This is a genomic window from Sulfitobacter dubius (assembly GCF_027214245.1).
Classification (GTDB): Bacteria; Pseudomonadota; Alphaproteobacteria; order Rhodobacterales; family Rhodobacteraceae; genus Sulfitobacter; species Sulfitobacter dubius_A.
This window is the reverse complement of record NZ_JAPWHM010000001.1, coordinates 261,710-279,505: the sequence shown is the minus strand read 5'-3', so window position 1 is coordinate 279,505 and position 17,796 is coordinate 261,710. Positions and strand designations below refer to the sequence as shown.

The following is a 17,796-nucleotide window of genomic DNA, read 5'->3' as shown; positions in this document are numbered from 1 at the left end:
GATCCGCCGGTGCAGATGCGCCACAGGGCCGCGAATATTTGTTGATACAGCTAAGAGCTGCATCATATATGCGTTCAGAATGGATCACCCCGACACCCCCCTTGCCGACCTGCCCATGGACGAATTGATCGTCTGTCCGCAATGCGACGCCGTTTATCGGCTGCGCCGCCCCGCCCATGGGGAACGCGCGGCTTGTGAGCGGTGCCACACGGCCTTGATCACGCCGCGCAGGAACGCAGGTTTGCAGATCATCGCCGTGGCGGTGGCGGTCATGGTGTTGATCATCGGGGCGGCGGTCTTTCCCTTCCTTACAATTGACGCGGCGGGGGCCCGCAACGCGGTGTCGGTGCTGGATGCGGCGCTTGCCTTTTCCGGGGGGCCGATGATCTTTCTGTCGCTGGCCACGGCGGCGCTGATCTTTTTCATCCCGCTTTTGCGGGTATTGCTGACGCTCTATGTGTTGATCCCCGTGGTACTGGATCGCCCGGCCGCGCGGCATGCCGTCGCCGCTTTTCGCTTGTCAGAGGAACTGCGCCCTTGGTCGATGGCCGAGGTCTTTGCCATCGGCTGTGCGGTGGCGCTGGTTAAAGTGGCCGATCTGGCCGATGTCGGCTTTGGCCCGGCGTTTTACATGTTCGGCGCGCTGGTGATCCTCGTCATCGCGCAGGACAGATTCTTATGTAAATGGTCTGTATGGAACTCTCTGGAACATCCCAAGACATCCTGAGCGCACGGGAATTGGGCGTTGTGGCCTGTACCCGTTGTAGCAAGCCCGCGCCGATGGGCACGCAGACCTGCAGCCGCTGCGGCAGCAAACTGGTCTCACGCGATCGGCTGAGCCTTCAGCGTGTCTGGGCGTTCTGGACCGTGGGGCTGATGTGCTACATCCCCGCCAACACCTACCCGATGCTCAAGACCCGCACGCTGTTTCAGGTCGAGGAAAGCACCATCATCGGCGGCGCGGTAGAGCTGGCGCAATACGGCAATTGGGGGATCGCCTTTATCATCCTCTTTGCCTCTGTTGCCATTCCGCTGGCCAAGTTCATGGCCGTGGCCTTTCTTGCGATCAGCGTCAAACGGCGCTCTGTCACCTCGCAGCGGCAGCGGCACTACCTTTACGAAGTGGTTGAGTACATTGGCCGCTGGTCGATGATTGATATCTTTGTGGTTGCGATTTTATCCGCTCTGGTGCAACTCAAGACACTGGCCGCCATCAATCCCGGTACCGCGAGCATCTTTTTCGCCCTCTCCGTGATCTTTACCATGCTGGCGGCGCAAGCGTTTGATACCCGTATGATCTGGGACGCTCAGACCAAGGACGAGGGCCTGAAGACCGATGACTAAGACGCCTCCCGACGTACCGATTTCTCCGACACGCAAGATGTTCCTCAGTGGGGCGTCGGTGATCTGGATCATCCCGATCCTTGCCCTGATCGTGGCGCTCTTCGTGGCGTATCGCTCTTATAGCGAACGCGGCCCGGTGATCATTGTGGAGTTCGAAGAGGGCGCGGGTATTTCTGCCGGAGAGACCGAATTGCGCTTTCGCGATGTGACGGTCGGTGTGGTCGAAAAGGTCGGCTTCACCTCGGATCTGGACCGGGTGACGGCGCATATTCGGCTCGACAAAGATGTGGCCCCCTATATCGACAACGGCGCGGTCTTTTGGGTCGTGCAGCCCGAAGTCACCGCGCAGGGCATTACCGGCCTCAGTACGGTGCTGAGCGGTGTCTATATCGAAGGGTCATGGGACCAGCAGGTCGGCCCGGCGGCGCAGCGTTTTCAGGGGTCTTCGACCGAACCGTTGATCCGTGGCGGTCAGGGCGGGCTTGAGATTGCCTTTCGGTCCACCGCCAATGGCCAGCTGACCGACAATGCGCCGATCCTTTACAAGGGCATCGAAGTGGGCCGCGTAGGCTATGCCAAGATCGCCCCGCGTGGCAACTTTGCCATCGTCGAGGCGCTGATCTTTGAAGAGCACCGCCAGCTTATCAATGAATCCACCCGTTTCTGGGACGCCTCCGGCTTTAGCGTCAACATCGGCCCGGCGGGGGCCGAGATTGACTTTTCTTCGCTGGCGACACTCGTGGGCGGCGGCATCACCTTTGACACCTTCGTCTCGGGCGGGGCGCAGGTGTCTGACGGGACGGTGTTTGAGATTTACCCCGACAAGGAAACCGCGCGAAACTCTGTCTTTAATGCTTCCGAAGTCGATCCGCTCAAGTTGAGCGTTGTGTTCGACGACAATATCTCAGGGCTCATCGTCGGTGCCCCAGTTGAAATGAGCGGGCTTGAGATTGGTGAGGTCGAGACCCTCTCGGGCCTCGTGGATTTCGAACGCTTCGGCGATAGCCGGGTTCGGCTCAACGCGATCTTGTCGATCCAACCAGCGCATCTGGGATTGCAAGACGACGTAACCGCCGAAGCCGCGCTGGCCTTTTTGCAAGAACGTGTGGAAAACGGCCTGCGCGCGCGACTGGCCTCGGCCAGTCTGCTGACCGGCGGCTTGAAGGTTGAGTTCGTGACGGTGGAAGACGTGCCTGAGGCAGCGTTGGAAGCGGCGGATAACGGTCTTGCGCTGATGCCGACCACTGAAAGCGATGTTTCCGATGCGGCGGCCACGGTCGAAGGGGTCTTTACCCGCATCAACAGCCTGCCGATCGAAGAGTTGCTCAACAGTGCGATTACTTTCCTTAATTCGGCAGAGGCTTTCGTCTCAGACGAAGACCTGCGCGAAACGCCCCAGGATGTGCGGACCCTTTTGGGCGAACTGACGGGGCTGATCTCCTCCGAGGAGGTCAAGAACGTGCCGGTCGCCTTGAACGGAACGCTGGTGCGGATCGAAGAACTGGTGGCCCAGCTTGAGGAAGAGCGGATCGCCGAGCGCCTGTCCACTGCGCTTGAAGGGGCGTCGGAGGCGGCGAACGCGGTATCGTCTTCGGTTGAGGGCGTGCCAGAGTTGGTCGAGCGCATTCAGGCCGTGGCGGCCAAGGCGGAAACGCTGGAAGTCGAAGAGTTGGTCGTCGCGTTGACGGACCTGACCGAATCCGCCGATGCGGTGATCGGCACCGAAGATGCGGTGGCCCTGCCGGGCGCGCTCAAGCGGGCATTGGATGAGGTGAACGCCACGTTGGTAGAATTGCGCGAAGGCGGCGCGGTAGAGAATGTGAACCGCACCTTGGCCTCGGCCCGCAATGCGGCGGATAGCATCGCCGTCTCAGCTCGCGATCTGCCGCAGGTGGTCGAACGTTTGACCGCGCTTTTCGCGCAGGCCAGCCGCACTATCGAAGGTTATAACCAAGGCGAACAGCTCAGCCGCAGCGCAGAGCGCACCCTGCGCGACATCCAGAAAGCCGCCGATGCGCTTGCATCTTTGGCGCGGACCATTGAACGTAACCCCAATTCTCTATTGCTGGGACGGTAAAGCATGAATGTTGCAAGACCTCTGATCACCCTCGGCCTGCTGGCAGCCTTGGCGGCCTGTGGCGGCGCTGCTGAGCGTTTCACCGTGCGCGCCCCGGCGGTCACGGAAAAGACTTCGATCGCTTTTAGCTCGGTTGAGGTGCGCGACGTGTCCCTGCCGACCTATGCCGCCGCCGAAGAGATTTCGCTGCAGATGGCCGACGGCAGTCTGGTCAGTTCGACCGATGTGCTGTGGGCCGATGCCCCTGAACGGGCCGTGGCGCTGGAGTTAAGCCAGAACCTCGCGCGGATGACCGGGCGGCGCATCGCGTCTGAGCCTTGGCCTTTTGAGGCTTTCCCCGAAGCCCGTCTCGAAGTGCGCTTTGCCGAAATGGTGGCCACCGAAGCCGGAGAATTCCGCGCCTCTGGTCAGTATTTCGTGGCCGTCCCCGATGACCGTCGGGAGCGTTCGGGCCTGTTTGACCTCAGCGTGCCGTTCAACCCCGAAGGCGGGGCCAATGCCATCGCCACAGCGCGCGGCCAGCTTGTGCTCGATTTGGCCCGCTACATCGCGCAAAACGGGTTGAAGTAGGGCAGTTCGCCCGAAAATGACCTTGCGGCATGTTGCGTTCAGTCTGTTCGGAATTTTCTGAATAGACTTGATTTGTTCCGAGCCTTGTTTATCTACCGTCAACGCAGCGTGTCGTTGACGGGGAACAAATGGATACCACAGACCAAATCGACCAAGTGCGCGATGATTTCATCACGCGCATGGGTGTGATCGCCATGGGCGAGGGATTGCCGCGCATGTCGGGACAGGTCTTTGCCATGCTCGTGTTCGAAGGCGAGCCGATAGCCTTTGGCGCGCTGTCGCGCCGTCTGTCCGTCAGCCGCGCCACGATCAGCACATCAATCCGCGTGTTGGAAGAGCGGGGCCTGATCCGGCGTGTGAACAAAACCGGCGACCGGCAGGACTACTTCCAACTTGCCGATGACGCCTATGCCGCGATGACAAAGTTCGCGCTGGCAGGCACGCGCCACGCCAAGGCCGAGATTAGCGACACGATCAGCAAACTGCCCGAAGAGGCCGACGGCGTACGCGCAAGGCTCGATTCCTTTGCCGAGTTTTACGACGCGATCAGCACCGCGCTTGATGATGTCGCAACCCGGGTGAGCAAACCCAAGAATTGACGCGCGACCTGCAAACAGGAACGCGGTGATGGAGTTCGATCAATGAGTGACACATCTCAAGAGCGCCAGACGCTTTCATTCGACAGCGATGCTGGCTCGAAACGGTCGAAATTTATCGCCGGTGGAATCGCGCTGTTGATCGGACTTTGGATGGGCAGTGGCTATATCATCCCCTCCGACGAAACCGAGGAAGCCGCACCTGCCCCGCTCTCGCCCGAGGCGGTGACAGTGGCCGTGCGCGGCTCTCAAGCCAAAAGCGTGACGCAGGTCTTTGTGGCCGAAGGTCAGGCCCTGCCGGACCGCGACACGATGGTCCGCGCCGAAGCAGGCGGAGAAATCGCCGAGGTGCTGGTCGCCAAGGGCGACGTGGTCGACGCGGGCGCGTTGATTGCGCGGCTCAGCACCACGGCGCGGGATTCCGATCTGGCCCGCGCCCGCGAGGAATTAAGCCGCGCACAGCGGGAATACGACAATGCCCAAGCCCTGTTGGACCGGGGCGTCTCGACCGTGGACCGGGTCAGCCAAGCACGGGCCACCTTGGCCGCCGCGCAGGCGTCGGTCACCTCAGCCGAAGAGGCGCTGAACAACACCGAAATCCGCGCTCCCTTTCCCGGTCGACTAGAGATGCTGGATATCTCTGCCGGAGAGTTCGTCTCCACCGGTGAGGAAATCGCACGTCTGGTCGACAACACCCCGCTGACGATCCAAGTGCAGGTGCCTCAGCAGTCGCTGAAAGACATCAAGGAAGGGCAGAACGCCGAAGTCGTGTTCATCACCGGGACAGAGGCGCAGGGGAAGGTGCAATTCGTCTCAAGCAGCGCCAGCGCCGAAACCCGGACCTTTACCGCCGAGGTTAGGGTCGAAAACGCCGATGGTGCGATCCCCGCCGGTATCTCGGCCCGCGTGCGCATTCCTACGGGCGAGACCCGCGCGCATTTCGTTTCTCCGGCGATCCTGTCCTTGGACACCAATGGCACATTGGGTGTCAAAACCGTGAATGACGAGGACAAGGTCGTTTTTAACAAGATCGCGATCGTGCGTGCCCAGACCGATGGTATCTGGATTGCGGGCCTGCCGGATGAGGCCGAAATCATCACCATTGGGCAGGGCTTCGTGAACGACGGAGAGACCGTTAACCCCCAGCCCGAAACCGGCACGGATGCCAGCCCCGAGGGGCAGCCGATGGCGGGCGTGCCTGAGATTGACGAATTGGAGGAACAGCCAGCCGGTGACGGGCAGATCACCGGCAGCGCCGAAGCCGCCCAGCCGGAGCAGGTGGAATGAACGCGCTGATCGACGCCGCTTTCAGCCGCGCCCGCGTGGTGATCCTGAGCTTGGTGATGATCTTGGCCGTCGGTGCCTATGCCTACATCGGCATCCCCAAGGAAAGCTCGCCCGAGATTCCGATCCCGACACTCTATGTCTCGACCTCGCTCGAAGGCATCTCTCCGGAAGATAGCGAACGGCTGTTGGTCGAACCGCTTGAGACCGAACTCAGTGCCATTACCGGGCTGAAACAGATCACCTCCAACGGGGCTGAAGGGCATGCCTCGGTGCAGTTGGAGTTTGAGCCCGGTTTTGATTCCGACGAGGCGCTCGACAAGGTGCGCGAAGGCGTGGACCGGGCCAAGTCGGACCTGCCCGAAGACGCCACCGATCCGGTCGTGACCGAGATCAATACCGCGCTTTTTCCGATCCTGACCGCGATCCTGTCCGGCCCGGTGCCGGAACGGACGCTCAACACCATTTCGGAGGAGTTGAAGGACGCGATTGAGGGGCTGTCAGGTGTGCTTGAGGTCGATGTCGGCGGTGAGCGTACGGAACTGTTGGAGGTGCTGATCGACCCCACGGTGTTCGAGACCTACAACATCTCCTTCGAAGAGTTGATCAGCCAGATCAACCGCAACAACCGCCTGATTGCGGCGGGGGCGATTGAAAGCGGCGCGGGGCGGCTGGTGCTCAAGGTGCCGGGGCTGATCGAGAATGTCGAAGATGTCATGTCGCTGCCTATCAAGGTGCGTGGCGATACGGTGGTGACCTTCGCCGATGTCGCCGCGATCCGCCGGACGTTCAAAGACCCCACCGGTTTTGCCCGTATCGACGGCCAGCCCGCGCTGGCGCTTGAGATCAAGAAACGCTCGGGCGCGAATATCATCGAGACGGTCGCGGCCGTGCGCGAATTGATCGACGAGATGCGCGCGGAATGGCCCGACAGCATCACCGTCAAATACACCCAAGATGAATCCGAGCAGGTCCAAGACATGCTCAGTGATCTTGAGGCCAATGTCATCGCGGCGGTGATCCTTGTGATGATCGTGATTGTCTGGGCCTTGGGCGTCCGCTCGGCGCTGCTGGTGGGGCTGGCCATTCCGGGGGCGTTTCTGGCTGGGGTCACGGCGCTTTGGGTCATGGGCTACACGATGAACCTTGTGGTGCTCTTCTCACTGATCCTTGTGGTGGGGATGCTGGTGGACGGGGCCATCGTGACCACCGAACTGGCCGACCGCCGTCTGCAAGAGGGGCATGCGCCCCGCGCCGCCTATGCCCATGCGGCCAAGCGCATGGCATGGCCGATCATCGCCTCTACCGCCACGACGCTCAGCGTGTTCTTCCCGCTGCTGTTTTGGACCGGCACGGTAGGGGAGTTCATGAAATTCCTCCCTATCACGGTGATCCTGACCCTGACCGCATCGCTTTTCATGGCGCTGGTTTTCATCCCAGTGGTTGGCGGGATCATCGGCAAACGGCCCCCGCAATCGGCCAAGGATAAGGCCACGCTCTATGCCGCCGAACAGGGGGATCCGCGTGACCTGAAGGGCTTCACCGGCGGCTATGTCAAACTGCTGCAATTCGCCATTCTGCGGCCATGGATGACGCTGATCCTTGCCATTGCCATGCTGATGGGCGGCTTTACCGCCTATGCGCAGTTCGGCAATGGGATCACCTTTTTCCCTGAAGTAGAGCCTGATTTCGCACAGGTACAGGTGCGCGCGCGGGACAATTTTTCGATCTACGAACAAGACGCGCTGGTGCGGCAGGTCGAGCAACGCCTCTTTGCCTACGACGAGATCGCCAGCGTCTATGCCCGCACCGGCAGCAGCAACCGCGACAGCGCCGACCTGATCGGCACCATTCAGGTTGAGTTCACCGAATGGGATGAACGACGGACCGCCGCCATGATTGGCGAAGAAATCCGGACCGAGATGGCAGCCATTCCGGGGATCGACGTGCAGGTGCAGACCGCCTCGAACGGCCCCTCGGCGGGCAAGCCGGTCAATCTGCGGGTCCAAGCCCATGATCCTGAGGTGCAGCAACAGGTGGTCGACCAAATCCGCGAAAAGATGGCCGATATCGGCGGCTTTACCGATGTGACCGACTCGCGCCCTCTGCCGGGGGTGGAGTGGCGCATCGCAGTGAACCGCTCAGAGGCGGCGCGGTTTGGGGCCGATATCTCGACCTTGGGCCAAGCGGTGCAACTGCTCACGCGGGGCATTACCGTGGCGGATTATCGGCCCGACGATGCCGAAGGCTCCATCGACATCAACGTGCGATTTCCATCGGATGAGCGCACGCTGGAAGAGTTGCAATCGCTGCGCGTGCCGACCTCGGCGGGGCTGGTGCCGATCTCGAACTTCGTGACCTTTGAGCCAAGCCCCCGCACAGGTACGATCACGCGGGTGGATCAGGAGCGGGTGGTGACGATTGAGGCCAACGTTGCTCCGGGCGTTCTGGTGAACGACCAAACCGTCGCCCTGCGCAGCGCGATTGACGCGATGGACCTGCCGCCGGGTGTCGAAGCCTCCTTCGCCGGGGAGGCGGAGGACCAGCAGGAATCGATGATCTTCCTCGCGGGGGCATTTATTACCGCGATTTTCTTGATGTTCGTGATCCTCGTGATCCAGTTCAACAGCTTCTACCAAGCCTTTGTCGTCATGTCGGCCATCGTGTTTTCGATTGCCGGGGTGCTGTTCGGCCTGCTGATCACCGGGCGGCCCTTCGGGGTGGTCATGGGGGGGATCGGTGTGATCGCCTTGGCGGGGATCGTGGTGAACAATAACATCGTTCTGATCGACACCTATAACGACCTTAAAAAAGCGGGTCTGTCGCCGCTTGAGGCCGCGCTGCGCACCGGGGCGCAGCGTTTGCGACCTGTGGTGCTGACTTCCGTCACCACGGCGCTTGGCTTGATGCCCATGGTGATCGGCCTCAACATCAACTTTTTCACCCGTGAGATCGTTTATGGCGCGCCCTCCACTCAATGGTGGACCGAGCTGAGTTCGGCCATCGCGGGCGGTCTGGTGGTAGCCACTGTGCTGACGCTGGTGGTGACACCGGCGATGCTGATGTTGGGAGAGAAGAAAGCGAAACGCGCCGAGCCAACCCCGCCAGAGCCGGAACCGGTCGCGATCTAAGCCAAGGTCAGGCGGCCCAAGATCAGGCGGCTCAAGATCAGGCGGCCTTGTCGGCCTTATCCTCGGTCAGGATGGTGTAGAGCGTGGCCGGGTCGGGGTTGGACCGCAGCTTGGTGCAGATGCTGGTGTCGCGCAGCGTGCGGGCCACCAGTGCCAGCGCCTTGAGGTGCTCCACCCCCGCATCTTCGGGGGCGAAGAGGGCAAAGGCCACATCGACTGGCTGACGATCGACCGAAGAGAAATCAATCGGTTTGTCCAACAGCACGAAAGCACCGACAACCTTGTCGATCCCGTCCATCCGCGCATGGGGCAGGGCGACGCCGTGGCCGACACCGGTCGGCCCGAGGGTTTCGCGCGTCATCAGCGCATCCACCACTTGGCCGGCCGGCAGCCCATAGGCTTGCTGGGCGAGTTCGCCGATATCCTGCATCAGACGCTTCTTGCTCGAAGCCGAAGTCAAAACCTTCACGGCCTCTGGCTTGAGGAGTTTGCCGAAATCCATTCCGCTCGCCCTGCTCTTTGGCGGATATTACCGCCGTGGGTTACGAAGGGTCGATCCAGCCGATGTTGCCGTCTTCTCGACGGTACACGACGTTCATCCCTTCCTGGCCTTCCTTGCGAAACAGCAGCACCGGGTCGCCCGACAATTCCATCTGCATCACCGCTTCACCGACAGACAAAGTTGGCACCTTCGTCTGCATCTCTGCAATGATCATGGGTTGGAGGGTATCAGGTTCCTGCGCATCTGAATCGCTGTCTGACGCGAGGATATAGGAGGACGCACCCAAAAGTTCAACCGGTTCGGCGCGTTCTTTGTGATGGTCCTTCAGGCGGCGCTTGTAGCGGCGCAGCTGTTTTTCCATCTTTTCGCAGCAGCTATCGAAGGCGGCATAGATCTCTGTCGCCTTGGCCTTGGCCGAGGCATTGAGACCGGTGGAAAGATGCACGGTGGCCTCGCAGGCAAATTCGTGACCTGTTTTGGAAAACACCACCAGAGCATCTGTCGGGCGTTCGGCATATTTGCTGACCGCCTCGTCCAGTTCGGTCCGGACATGTGTCCGGAGCGCATCGCCAATGTCGATCTGTTTGCCACTGATCTGATACCGCATATCGTCTCCTTGTCTTTCTTGTTCCGAACATTGCCAAACGGTCCACATGCGTGGAGCGCGACAACTTTCAGATATGGAGGAATGGTGCTGCGACCAGGATGATTTTAACCGTTCCTTCGCGGGAAGGGCGATGCAGGATCAAACAGGAACGCGATGTCACCATAGGTCAATGAGGCCGCGTTTCCGTTTGAAAGTCAATGGCGCCGATGCACCCGCCATTCTTTTATCGCTACAATCAGAGCGGTTTTCCGCGATGTGCAGGCAGGGCCCCGCTAAGGGCTGGAAGGCCGAGCGAAACGCGCTAAGTCTTAGGAAATACGGAAGTTATCGCCAAGGTAGACGCGGCGTACATTCTCGTTTTGCACAACTTCTTCGGGCGTTCCGGACATCAGAACTTTGCCCTCATGCAGGATATAGGCGCGGTCCACGATCTCTAGGGTTTCGCGCACGTTGTGGTCGGTGATCAGCACGCCGATGCCACGTTTTTTAAGGTCGGCAACCAATTGCCGGATGTCTCCGACAGAGATCGGATCGACCCCGGCAAAGGGTTCATCAAGCAGCAGATAGTTGGGATTGGCGGCCAGACAGCGGGCGATTTCAACCCGGCGACGCTCCCCACCTGACAGGGCCAGCGCAGGCGCGCGGCGCAGGTGTTCGATGGAAAACTCGGTCAGCAGCTCTTCGAGCCGTTCGCGGCGCTGGTGACGGTGTTTGACCCGAATATCGAGGATCGCGCTGATGTTGTCTTGCACCGACAGCCCGCGAAAGATGCTCATTTCCTGCGGCAGATAGCCGATTCCCAACTGCGCGCGGCGGTACATCGGCAGGGTGGTGACATCCTTGCCATCCACGGTGACGCGCCCGCCTTCGGGCGTGACCAGCCCGGCCACCGCGTAAAAAGTCGTGGTCTTGCCCGACCCGTTCGGCCCCAACAGCGCCACGACCTCACCCCGGTCAAGCTCCATCGAAAAGTCGCGGATCACCGCTTTCTTGCGATAAGACTTGCGCAAATGCTGAATGCGCAGGCCGGATTCGCCCCCGGCGACTTTAAGCTCGGGCGGCATCAGTTGCCGCTGCCGGGCTGCAAAATGGTCTTCACGCCGCCCGACATCTGCGCCGTGCCGTCGTTCAGGTTTACCGTCATTTCCTGCGCGCTCAGCGCGCTTGGGCCTTGGGTCATCAACACATCGCCGCTCATTACCAAGGTGCCTGCGTCGATATCATAGTCGGCCCGCTGCGATTCAGCGGCGTCTTCGCCCGCGACCAAGACCACGCCGCCGGTTGCTTCCAGCTTGGCGATGCCTTGATCCGACGCGCGATAGATCACCTCGACCTTACCGGCGGACAGGGTCATTTCGCCCTGAGAAATCAACACATTGCCAGTAAAGACCGCGGTGCCCGTGGCATTGTCGACCGACAGGTTGTCGGCGGTCACTTCGACGGGCAGGCTGGTATCTTGCTCTAGCGCGCCAAAGGCCACATCGGCAGATTGGGCAGAGACAGGGGCGGCATGCAGTGCGAGAAGCAGCGGCAGCATCAAAATAATCAAATGTCTCAAGGCAGTTACTCTTTCGTTGCTTGCGGCGTATATATCAGTTTCACACCCTTTGTGAAAAGCAATTGCGATCCGGCGCTGTTCTGGCGGTTGGTGATGGCCATGCGCCCGGCGGTAATCTCGCCCGCGGGGCTGGTGGCTTTGACCGGGCCGGGTGATAGCAGATCTAGTGTGGTGAGGTTCGAAGTCATCCGGTCCGACAGAATCTGGTAGCCGGTTGAGGTGCTAACCCGCACATCGCCCGCCAGTTCCGCTTCTTCCGCGCCGGTGTCAAACCGCCCTCTGTTGGATTGCAGAGTGATCTTGGCACCGCCCTGCAGGTCCAGCGTCGCCTCGATCTCTTCGGCCTCGTTGGTGCCGGTTTCCCCGCCGGGGGTGGTCAGCTTTTCCGCCGAGAATGAGATCAGATCGCCATCCGCCGTGGTGCCGGAATAGAAGGGGCCGGTGATCTGCTGGTCGCGCAGCCGCTCTTGCACTTCTTTATCCGCAAAGGGGATCACCGCCTGCGGTTCAATCGCGCGCGACAGCAGGAACAGGGTCGACAGCAGCGCCAGCGCGATCAGCGGAAAGAGCACTTTCAGCCAAGAGACGACGCGAGAGTGGCGGTCACCCTTCATCGCGCGTTACCCCAGCCCAACGCGCAGGCAGTCATGGATATGCAGCAGGCCTACGGGCGATTTGCCGTCTTCCTGCGCAGGGTCGGTCACGATCAAGCAGGTGATCTTGCGGTTGTTCATCACGCCCACGGCTTTCTCGGCCAGTTCGTCGGGGCCGATGGTAACTGGGGCCGGGGTCATGACCTCACGCGCGGTCATGGTCATTAACCCGTCAAGGTGCCGCGCGAGGTCGCCCATGGTGATGATCCCAGCCAGTGCGCCATCGGCGTCGGTCACGCAGACCACGCCAAAGCCCTTGCGGCTCATCTCGCTCAGCGCGTCGGGCATCGGCGCGTCGGCTGCGACCAGCGGCAGCGCATCGCCCACATGCATCAGATCGGCTACGCGGCTCAGCCTTGCGCCCAGTTTGCCGCCGGGGTGGAAGTCGCGGAAATGCTCGGCGGTGAAGGCGCGGTTCTCCATCAGGGCCACGGCCACCGCATCGCCCATCGCCAGCGTCAAGGTGGTCGAGGTGGTCGGCACCACGCCGGTGCCGCAGGCCTCTGCCGCGCGGGGCAGTTCCAGCACCACGTCACTGTGGCGGCCAAGGCTGCTGTCGGGACGGCTGGTGATGCCGATGAGCGGAATCGCATAGCGGCGCGAATAGGCGATGAGGTTCGCCAGTTCCGGGGCCTCGCCCGAGTTTGAAATCGCCAGCACCACATCTGCCGCCGTGATCATCCCCAGATCGCCGTGGCTTGCCTCGGCTGGGTGCACGAATTGCGCAGGCGTGCCGGTAGAGGCCAGCGTCGCCGCGATCTTGTTGCCGATATGGCCCGATTTGCCGATGCCAGTGACGATTACGCGGCCCTTGCAGGCGCGCATCAGGTCCACGGCGGCACGGAAACGGTCATCAAGGCTGTCGGCCAGCAGCGTCAGGGCCTCGGCTTCGCAGCGGATGACGCGGCGGGCAGTGTCGAGGAAAGGTGTGTTCATGCGTGTGCGAAGATGTCCGTTTCCGGCCATCCCTCCAGATCCAGCCGGGCACGCATCGGCAGGAAATCGAAACAGGCCTGCGCCATGTCCATCCGGCCTTCGCGTATCAGGCGTTTGTTAAGTTCATCACGCAGACGGTGCAGATAGAGCACATCCGACGCGGCATAGTCGATCTGCGCTTGGGTCAGCTTTTCAGCCCCCCAATCGCTGGATTGTTGCTGTTTCGAGATGTCGACGCTCAGCAGCTCTTGGCACAGCTTCGCCAACCCGTGCCGGTCGGTATATGTGCGCACCAGACGGCTGGCGATCTTGGTGCAATAGACCGGCGCTGCGGTGGCGCCGAAGGTGTTGCGCATCGCGGCGATGTCAAAACGGCCGTAGTGGAACAGCTTCAGCACATGCGGATCTTCCAACAGCGCGCAAAGGTTCGGCGCCTCGGTCTGGCCCTTGGCGACCTGCACCAGATGCGCGTGACCATCGCCGCCCGAAAGCTGCACAACACAGAGCCGGTCGCGATGCGGATGCAGCCCCATCGTCTCGCAGTCAATGGCGACCATCGGCCCAAGGTCGAGGTCATCCGGCAGGTCGTTCTGATAGAGGAAATTTGTCATGAGCACGTCTATATCGTGCTTGTCCGGCATGGGAAAGCGGAGGCTTTGCCCCGGGTCAGGCGGTGGCCAGATCCTGCAATGCGGGGCGGGGATAGCGACGCAGCAAGCGGTCGACCAGTAGATGGCACCGGTAGCCGGACCACTCGGGGCGGATCAATCCGCCGGGCAGGGCGGGGTGTTTTAGCACCAACCGCCGCCAGTTGTGCACGATCAGACAGCGCAGAACCGCGACATCCAAAGCGCTCAACCTGTCTGCATCCGGAAGTTCGGCGTCCAAGGTAGAAAGCGCAGCCAGCAGCGCGGCATAGTCGGCCTCAAGTTCGGCAGGCTCCACCGCGCGGCGCAGCCAGTCGGGCGGCGGCGTGCCGGGCAGGGCAAGGCAGCCTTTCGGGGCCGCGCTATCGGCCCGCCCGACATAGGCGCGGGGCATGGCGGCGATGAAACCCGCGTCCCGCAATGCGCTGTCGGTCTCGCGTCCATTCTCTTCGGTCACCACCATCTGCCATGGCTCTGACAGGTCGGGCGGCGTGGCGTAGATGCGGGGGCTGGCGGCGGCACTCTCCGCGCGGCCTTGGGCGGTCAGGCTGTGCTGGCTGATCCGCCCGATCTTGTGTGACTGCAACCATCCGTCATTGCGCAGCCGGTGCAGCGCCACGCGGCTCGCCTCTGGCCGCACGTCGAGCGCGCCCATGATCGTCGAGAGCACCGGCCCGTCGATCGCATCGTCCTCTCCCTGCGCCAGATCGCCGAACAGGCTGACCATCAGCGACCAGACGCGCTGGCCCCCCAAGCCCGCAAAGGCCGCGACAGCGGGAAGGGAGGGATCAGAGGGCATTCATCGTCAGCAGTTCATATTCCGCGACCGCCTCCCCGCGTTGGTTGGTCAGGGTCACATGCCAGCGCACCTCGCCATATTCCTCGTTGCGCGGCGTCTTGTGCTTGACCGAGAGCCGCACCTTGATGCTGTCGCCCGCCGAGACAGGTTCAAGGAAGCGAAGATTGTCGAGACCCGTATTGGCCAGCACCGGACCCGGATCAGGCTGCACGAACAGACCCGCAGCAAAGCTGAGCAACAGGTAGCCATGTGCCACGCGGCCGGGGAAGAACGGGTTCGCGGCGGCAGCCTCGTCGTCCATATGGGCGTAGAAAGTATCGCCGGTGAAATGGGCGAAGGTCTCGATATCTTCGAGCGAGATTTCGCGGGACTTGGAATAAAAGGTCTCGCCCAAGTCCAACTCAGTGAAGCGGCGGGTGAAGGGGTGCGCCCGGTCGGTGATCTCTTCCGCACCCGGCACCCATTGTTTGCCGATGGCCGTCAGGATGTCGGGACTGCCCTGAATGGCCGTGCGCTGCATGTAATGCATCACACCGCGAATGCCGCCGAGTTCTTCGCCGCCGCCCGCGCGGCCCGGCCCGCCATGCACCATATGCGGCAGCGGAGAGCCGTGGCCCGTGGCCTCGCCCATCGACGTGCGGTTGTTGAAATAGAGCCGCCCGTGGAAGGCTGCCGAACCCATGGTCAACTCGCGCGCCACCTCGCCGTCATTGGTGATGATCGAGGCCACAAGCGAGCCTTGGCCGCGGTTCAGCAACTGCGAGGCATGGGCCAGATCGCGGTAGGGCATCAGGGTGGAGACAGGGCCGAAAGCCTCGGTGTCATGCACGCGCTCGGCGCTGTCGGGATCAGCGCAGTGGAACAGCATTGGCGGCAGGAAGGCGCCTTTGTCTTTGTCGGCGCCGTTGACGGTAAAGTTGTTGGGATCGCCAAAGACCCGCTCGGCCTCGGCGCTCAGCAGCCCGACCTTTTCCAGCACATCGCGTTTCTGGCTGTTCGAGACCAGCGCGCCCATGCGCGTGTCCTCGGCGCGCGGATCGCCGATGGTGGTCTTGGCAAGCCGTTCGGACAGAGCGGCGATCACCGCGTCGACCTGCGCCTGCGGCACCATGATGCGGCGAATGGCGGTGCATTTCTGCCCCGCCTTGGCGGTCATCTCGCGCTGCACTTCCTTGACGAAGAGGTCGAACTCCGGCGTGCCGGGGCTTGCATCGGGGCCGAGGACCGAGGCGTTGAGACTGTCCTGCTCAGACGTGAAGCGCACCGAGTTCTGCAGCAACAAAGGATTGCTGCGCAGCTTCAGCGCGGTATCGGCCGACCCGGTAAAGGCCACGGCATCCTGACAGTCGAGGTGGTCGAGCATGTCGCCCAAGCCGCCGCTTACCAGTTGCAGCGCGCCCTTCGGCAGCAGCCCACTGTCGAGCATCAAGCGCACACAGTGTTCGGTCACGTAGCAGGTGGCGGTGGCCGGTTTCACGATCGCGGGCACGCCCGCAAGCAGGGTGGGGGCGAGCTTCTCCAGCATACCCCAAACCGGGAAGTTGAAGGCGTTGATATGCACCGCCACGCCCTGCAGCGGGGTGCAGATATGCCGCCCCATGAACTGTCCGGCGCGGCCCAGTTGCTCGGGCGCGCCGTCGAGATAGACATGCGCGTCCGGCATCTCGCGCCGACCTTTAGAAGCGAAAACCAGCATGGTGCCGATGCCGCCGTCCACGTCGATCTTATGGTCCGAGAGCGTGGCGCCGGTGTCGTAGCTCAGGTCATAAAGCGCCTGTTTGTGCTCCATCAGGTGCAATGCCAGCGCTTTGAGCATCCGCGCGCGGTCGTGGAAGGTTATCGCGCGCAAGGAAGGGCCGCCGTGGTCGCGGGCAAAGCCCAGCATGGCCTGCGCGTCGAGCGCATCGTTGCCGGCCTGCGCGATCACCTCGCCGGTAATGGCGCTGGCGATGCTGCGGGCGCCCGCGCCCGGGGCCAGCCACTCGCCTGCTGCGTAACTGTGAATATCGCGCATGTCGGCTCCTTTAGTGTGTGTCGTAGTCGATAGTGAGCGTATCGCTCAGCGGGTAGCTCTGGCAGGTCAGCACATAACCGCGCTCGACTTCGTAATCCTCAAGCGCGTGGTTCGAGATCATCTCGACCTCGCCCTCAAGCACTTTGCCCATGCAGGTCGAACAAACCCCGGCCTTGCAAGAGAACGGCGCTTCCTGCCCGTTCTCTAGTGCGGCTTCCAGCACCGATTGGCCCTTCTGCATGGTGAAACTGCGCCGCGCGCCGTCGATGATGACGGTGATCTCGGTGCCGCTCTGCCCCTCGCTGCGCTCGGCCATTTCCTGTTTGGCCAGACGGCCCTGCTGGCTTTCACTGAAGAGTTCAAATTTGATCTGTCCGTCGGTCAGCCCGTTGGTCTTCAGCGCCTCGGCAATCGCCAGCATCATCGGTTCGGGGCCGCAGATGAAGGAGGTGTCGATGTTGTCGATCTGAATCCAATGCTTAAACAGCGCATCGCATTTCGCTTGATCGATACGGCCCTCAAACAACTCCATATCCTGACCGGATTCGAGGATGTGGATAATCGTCAACCGCCCCATGTAGTGGTTCTTGAGATCTTCAAGCTCCTCGCGGAACATGATCGTGTTCACCGCGCGGTTGGCATAGACCAGCGTGAAGGTCGAGTTCGGCTCGCGTTTCAGCACAGTCTTTAGGATCGAAAGCACCGGCGTGATGCCCGACCCGCCCGCAAACCCGAGGTAATTTTTCGCCACCTCCGGCTCGATCGCGGTGAAGAATTTTCCCTGCGGCGGCATGGCGTGGAGCGTATCGCCGACCTTCAAGTCGGTATTTGCATAGGTCGAGAATGCCCCGCCATCGACGCGCTTGATCCCGACCTTCAGCTCGCCATCGTCCAGACCTGCGCAGATCGAATAGTTCCGGCGCAGCTCGGTGCCGTCGAAGTCCTGCTTGAAGGTCAGGTATTGGCCTTGGGTAAACGCAAAAGCTTCGGGGTTTTCCGGCTTCAGCGTCAGCACCACCGCATCGCGGATGGTGTGGTGGATATCAGTCACTAACAGGGGGTGAAACTGGCTCATCGG

Annotated in this window: 17 protein-coding genes; 7 read left to right on the top strand and 10 right to left on the bottom strand. The window is 61.7% G+C overall.

The genetic code is table 11. The features are described from left to right. The first annotated feature begins 79 nt into the window (after positions 1-79). From O4H31_RS01400 to O4H31_RS01370, 7 genes are all read left to right on the top strand, one after another. Complete coding sequence (locus tag O4H31_RS01400; RefSeq protein WP_259946908.1) at positions 80-727, top strand: paraquat-inducible protein A; 648 nt, start codon at positions 80-82, stop codon at positions 725-727. After that, the gene (locus O4H31_RS01395) at positions 685-1,344 is read left to right on the top strand and encodes a paraquat-inducible protein A (RefSeq protein ID WP_201722075.1); all 660 of its coding nucleotides are present in this window, start codon (positions 685-687) and stop codon (positions 1,342-1,344) included. The genes O4H31_RS01400 and O4H31_RS01395 overlap by 43 nt, the downstream gene beginning before the upstream one ends. Continuing rightward, positions 1,337-3,421, top strand: a complete 2,085-nt coding sequence (locus O4H31_RS01390; protein WP_269342050.1) for an intermembrane transport protein PqiB — start codon at positions 1,337-1,339, stop codon at positions 3,419-3,421. Before O4H31_RS01395 ends, O4H31_RS01390 begins: the two co-directional genes overlap by 8 nt. A 3-nt stretch (positions 3,422-3,424) precedes the next feature. Then, complete coding sequence (locus O4H31_RS01385; protein WP_269342048.1) at positions 3,425-3,991, top strand: PqiC family protein; 567 nt, start codon at positions 3,425-3,427, stop codon at positions 3,989-3,991. 128 nt (positions 3,992-4,119) lie between these two features. After that, the gene (locus O4H31_RS01380; protein WP_067939715.1) at positions 4,120-4,590 is read left to right on the top strand and encodes a GbsR/MarR family transcriptional regulator; all 471 of its coding nucleotides are present in this window, start codon (positions 4,120-4,122) and stop codon (positions 4,588-4,590) included. 42 nt (positions 4,591-4,632) lie between these two features. Next, complete coding sequence (locus tag O4H31_RS01375; protein WP_269342044.1) at positions 4,633-5,874, top strand: efflux RND transporter periplasmic adaptor subunit; 1,242 nt, start codon at positions 4,633-4,635, stop codon at positions 5,872-5,874. Further along, positions 5,871-9,002, top strand: coding sequence for an efflux RND transporter permease subunit (locus O4H31_RS01370; RefSeq protein WP_269342042.1), 3,132 nt, complete (start codon positions 5,871-5,873; stop codon positions 9,000-9,002). The genes O4H31_RS01375 and O4H31_RS01370 overlap by 4 nt, the downstream gene beginning before the upstream one ends. Before the next feature lie 37 nt (positions 9,003-9,039). On the opposite strand, the gene O4H31_RS01365 is transcribed toward O4H31_RS01370, so the two are convergent. The 10 genes from O4H31_RS01365 to O4H31_RS01320 all read right to left on the bottom strand — a co-directional run bounded on the left by O4H31_RS01365 (position 9,040) and on the right by O4H31_RS01320 (position 17,793). Beyond that, the gene (locus tag O4H31_RS01365) at positions 9,040-9,504 is read right to left on the bottom strand and encodes a PTS sugar transporter subunit IIA (RefSeq protein ID WP_067630567.1); all 465 of its coding nucleotides are present in this window, start codon (positions 9,502-9,504) and stop codon (positions 9,040-9,042) included. Positions 9,505-9,544: 40 nt separating this feature from the next. Continuing rightward, entirely contained in the window at positions 9,545-10,111 is a 567-nt protein-coding gene (hpf, locus tag O4H31_RS01360) for a ribosome hibernation-promoting factor, HPF/YfiA family (RefSeq protein ID WP_067630564.1), read from the bottom strand. 308 nt (positions 10,112-10,419) lie between these two features. Further along, on the bottom strand, positions 10,420-11,178 hold the full coding sequence (gene lptB, locus O4H31_RS01355) for an LPS export ABC transporter ATP-binding protein (RefSeq protein ID WP_120349865.1): 759 nt from the start codon (positions 11,176-11,178) through the stop codon (positions 10,420-10,422). Continuing rightward, positions 11,175-11,648 (bottom strand): lipopolysaccharide transport periplasmic protein LptA, encoded by a 474-nt coding sequence (gene lptA, locus O4H31_RS01350; RefSeq protein ID WP_348410397.1) that lies wholly within the window; start codon positions 11,646-11,648, stop codon positions 11,175-11,177. Before lptA ends, lptB begins: the two co-directional genes overlap by 4 nt. A gap of 26 nt (positions 11,649-11,674) precedes the next feature. Beyond that, a complete protein-coding gene (gene lptC, locus O4H31_RS01345; protein ID WP_067630555.1) occupies positions 11,675-12,283 on the bottom strand; it encodes an LPS export ABC transporter periplasmic protein LptC in 609 nt (202 codons plus the stop codon). Positions 12,284-12,289: 6 nt separating this feature from the next. Beyond that, a complete protein-coding gene (locus tag O4H31_RS01340) occupies positions 12,290-13,258 on the bottom strand; it encodes a KpsF/GutQ family sugar-phosphate isomerase (RefSeq protein WP_269342030.1) in 969 nt (322 codons plus the stop codon). Beyond that, entirely contained in the window at positions 13,255-13,869 is a 615-nt protein-coding gene (locus O4H31_RS01335) for a ribonuclease D (protein WP_269342028.1), read from the bottom strand. Before O4H31_RS01335 ends, O4H31_RS01340 begins: the two co-directional genes overlap by 4 nt. A 55-nt stretch (positions 13,870-13,924) precedes the next feature. Next, positions 13,925-14,704 carry a PaaX family transcriptional regulator C-terminal domain-containing protein gene (locus tag O4H31_RS01330; protein WP_269342026.1) on the bottom strand — a complete coding sequence of 260 codons (780 nt, stop codon included), beginning with the start codon at positions 14,702-14,704 and terminating at the stop codon, positions 13,925-13,927. Then, positions 14,694-16,718, bottom strand: coding sequence for a phenylacetic acid degradation bifunctional protein PaaZ (gene paaZ / locus O4H31_RS01325; protein WP_269342024.1), 2,025 nt, complete (start codon positions 16,716-16,718; stop codon positions 14,694-14,696). Before paaZ ends, O4H31_RS01330 begins: the two co-directional genes overlap by 11 nt. Before the next feature lie 10 nt (positions 16,719-16,728). Further along, complete coding sequence (locus O4H31_RS01320) at positions 16,729-17,793, bottom strand: 2Fe-2S iron-sulfur cluster-binding protein (protein ID WP_269342022.1); 1,065 nt, start codon at positions 17,791-17,793, stop codon at positions 16,729-16,731. Positions 17,794-17,796: the final 3 nt, after the last annotated feature.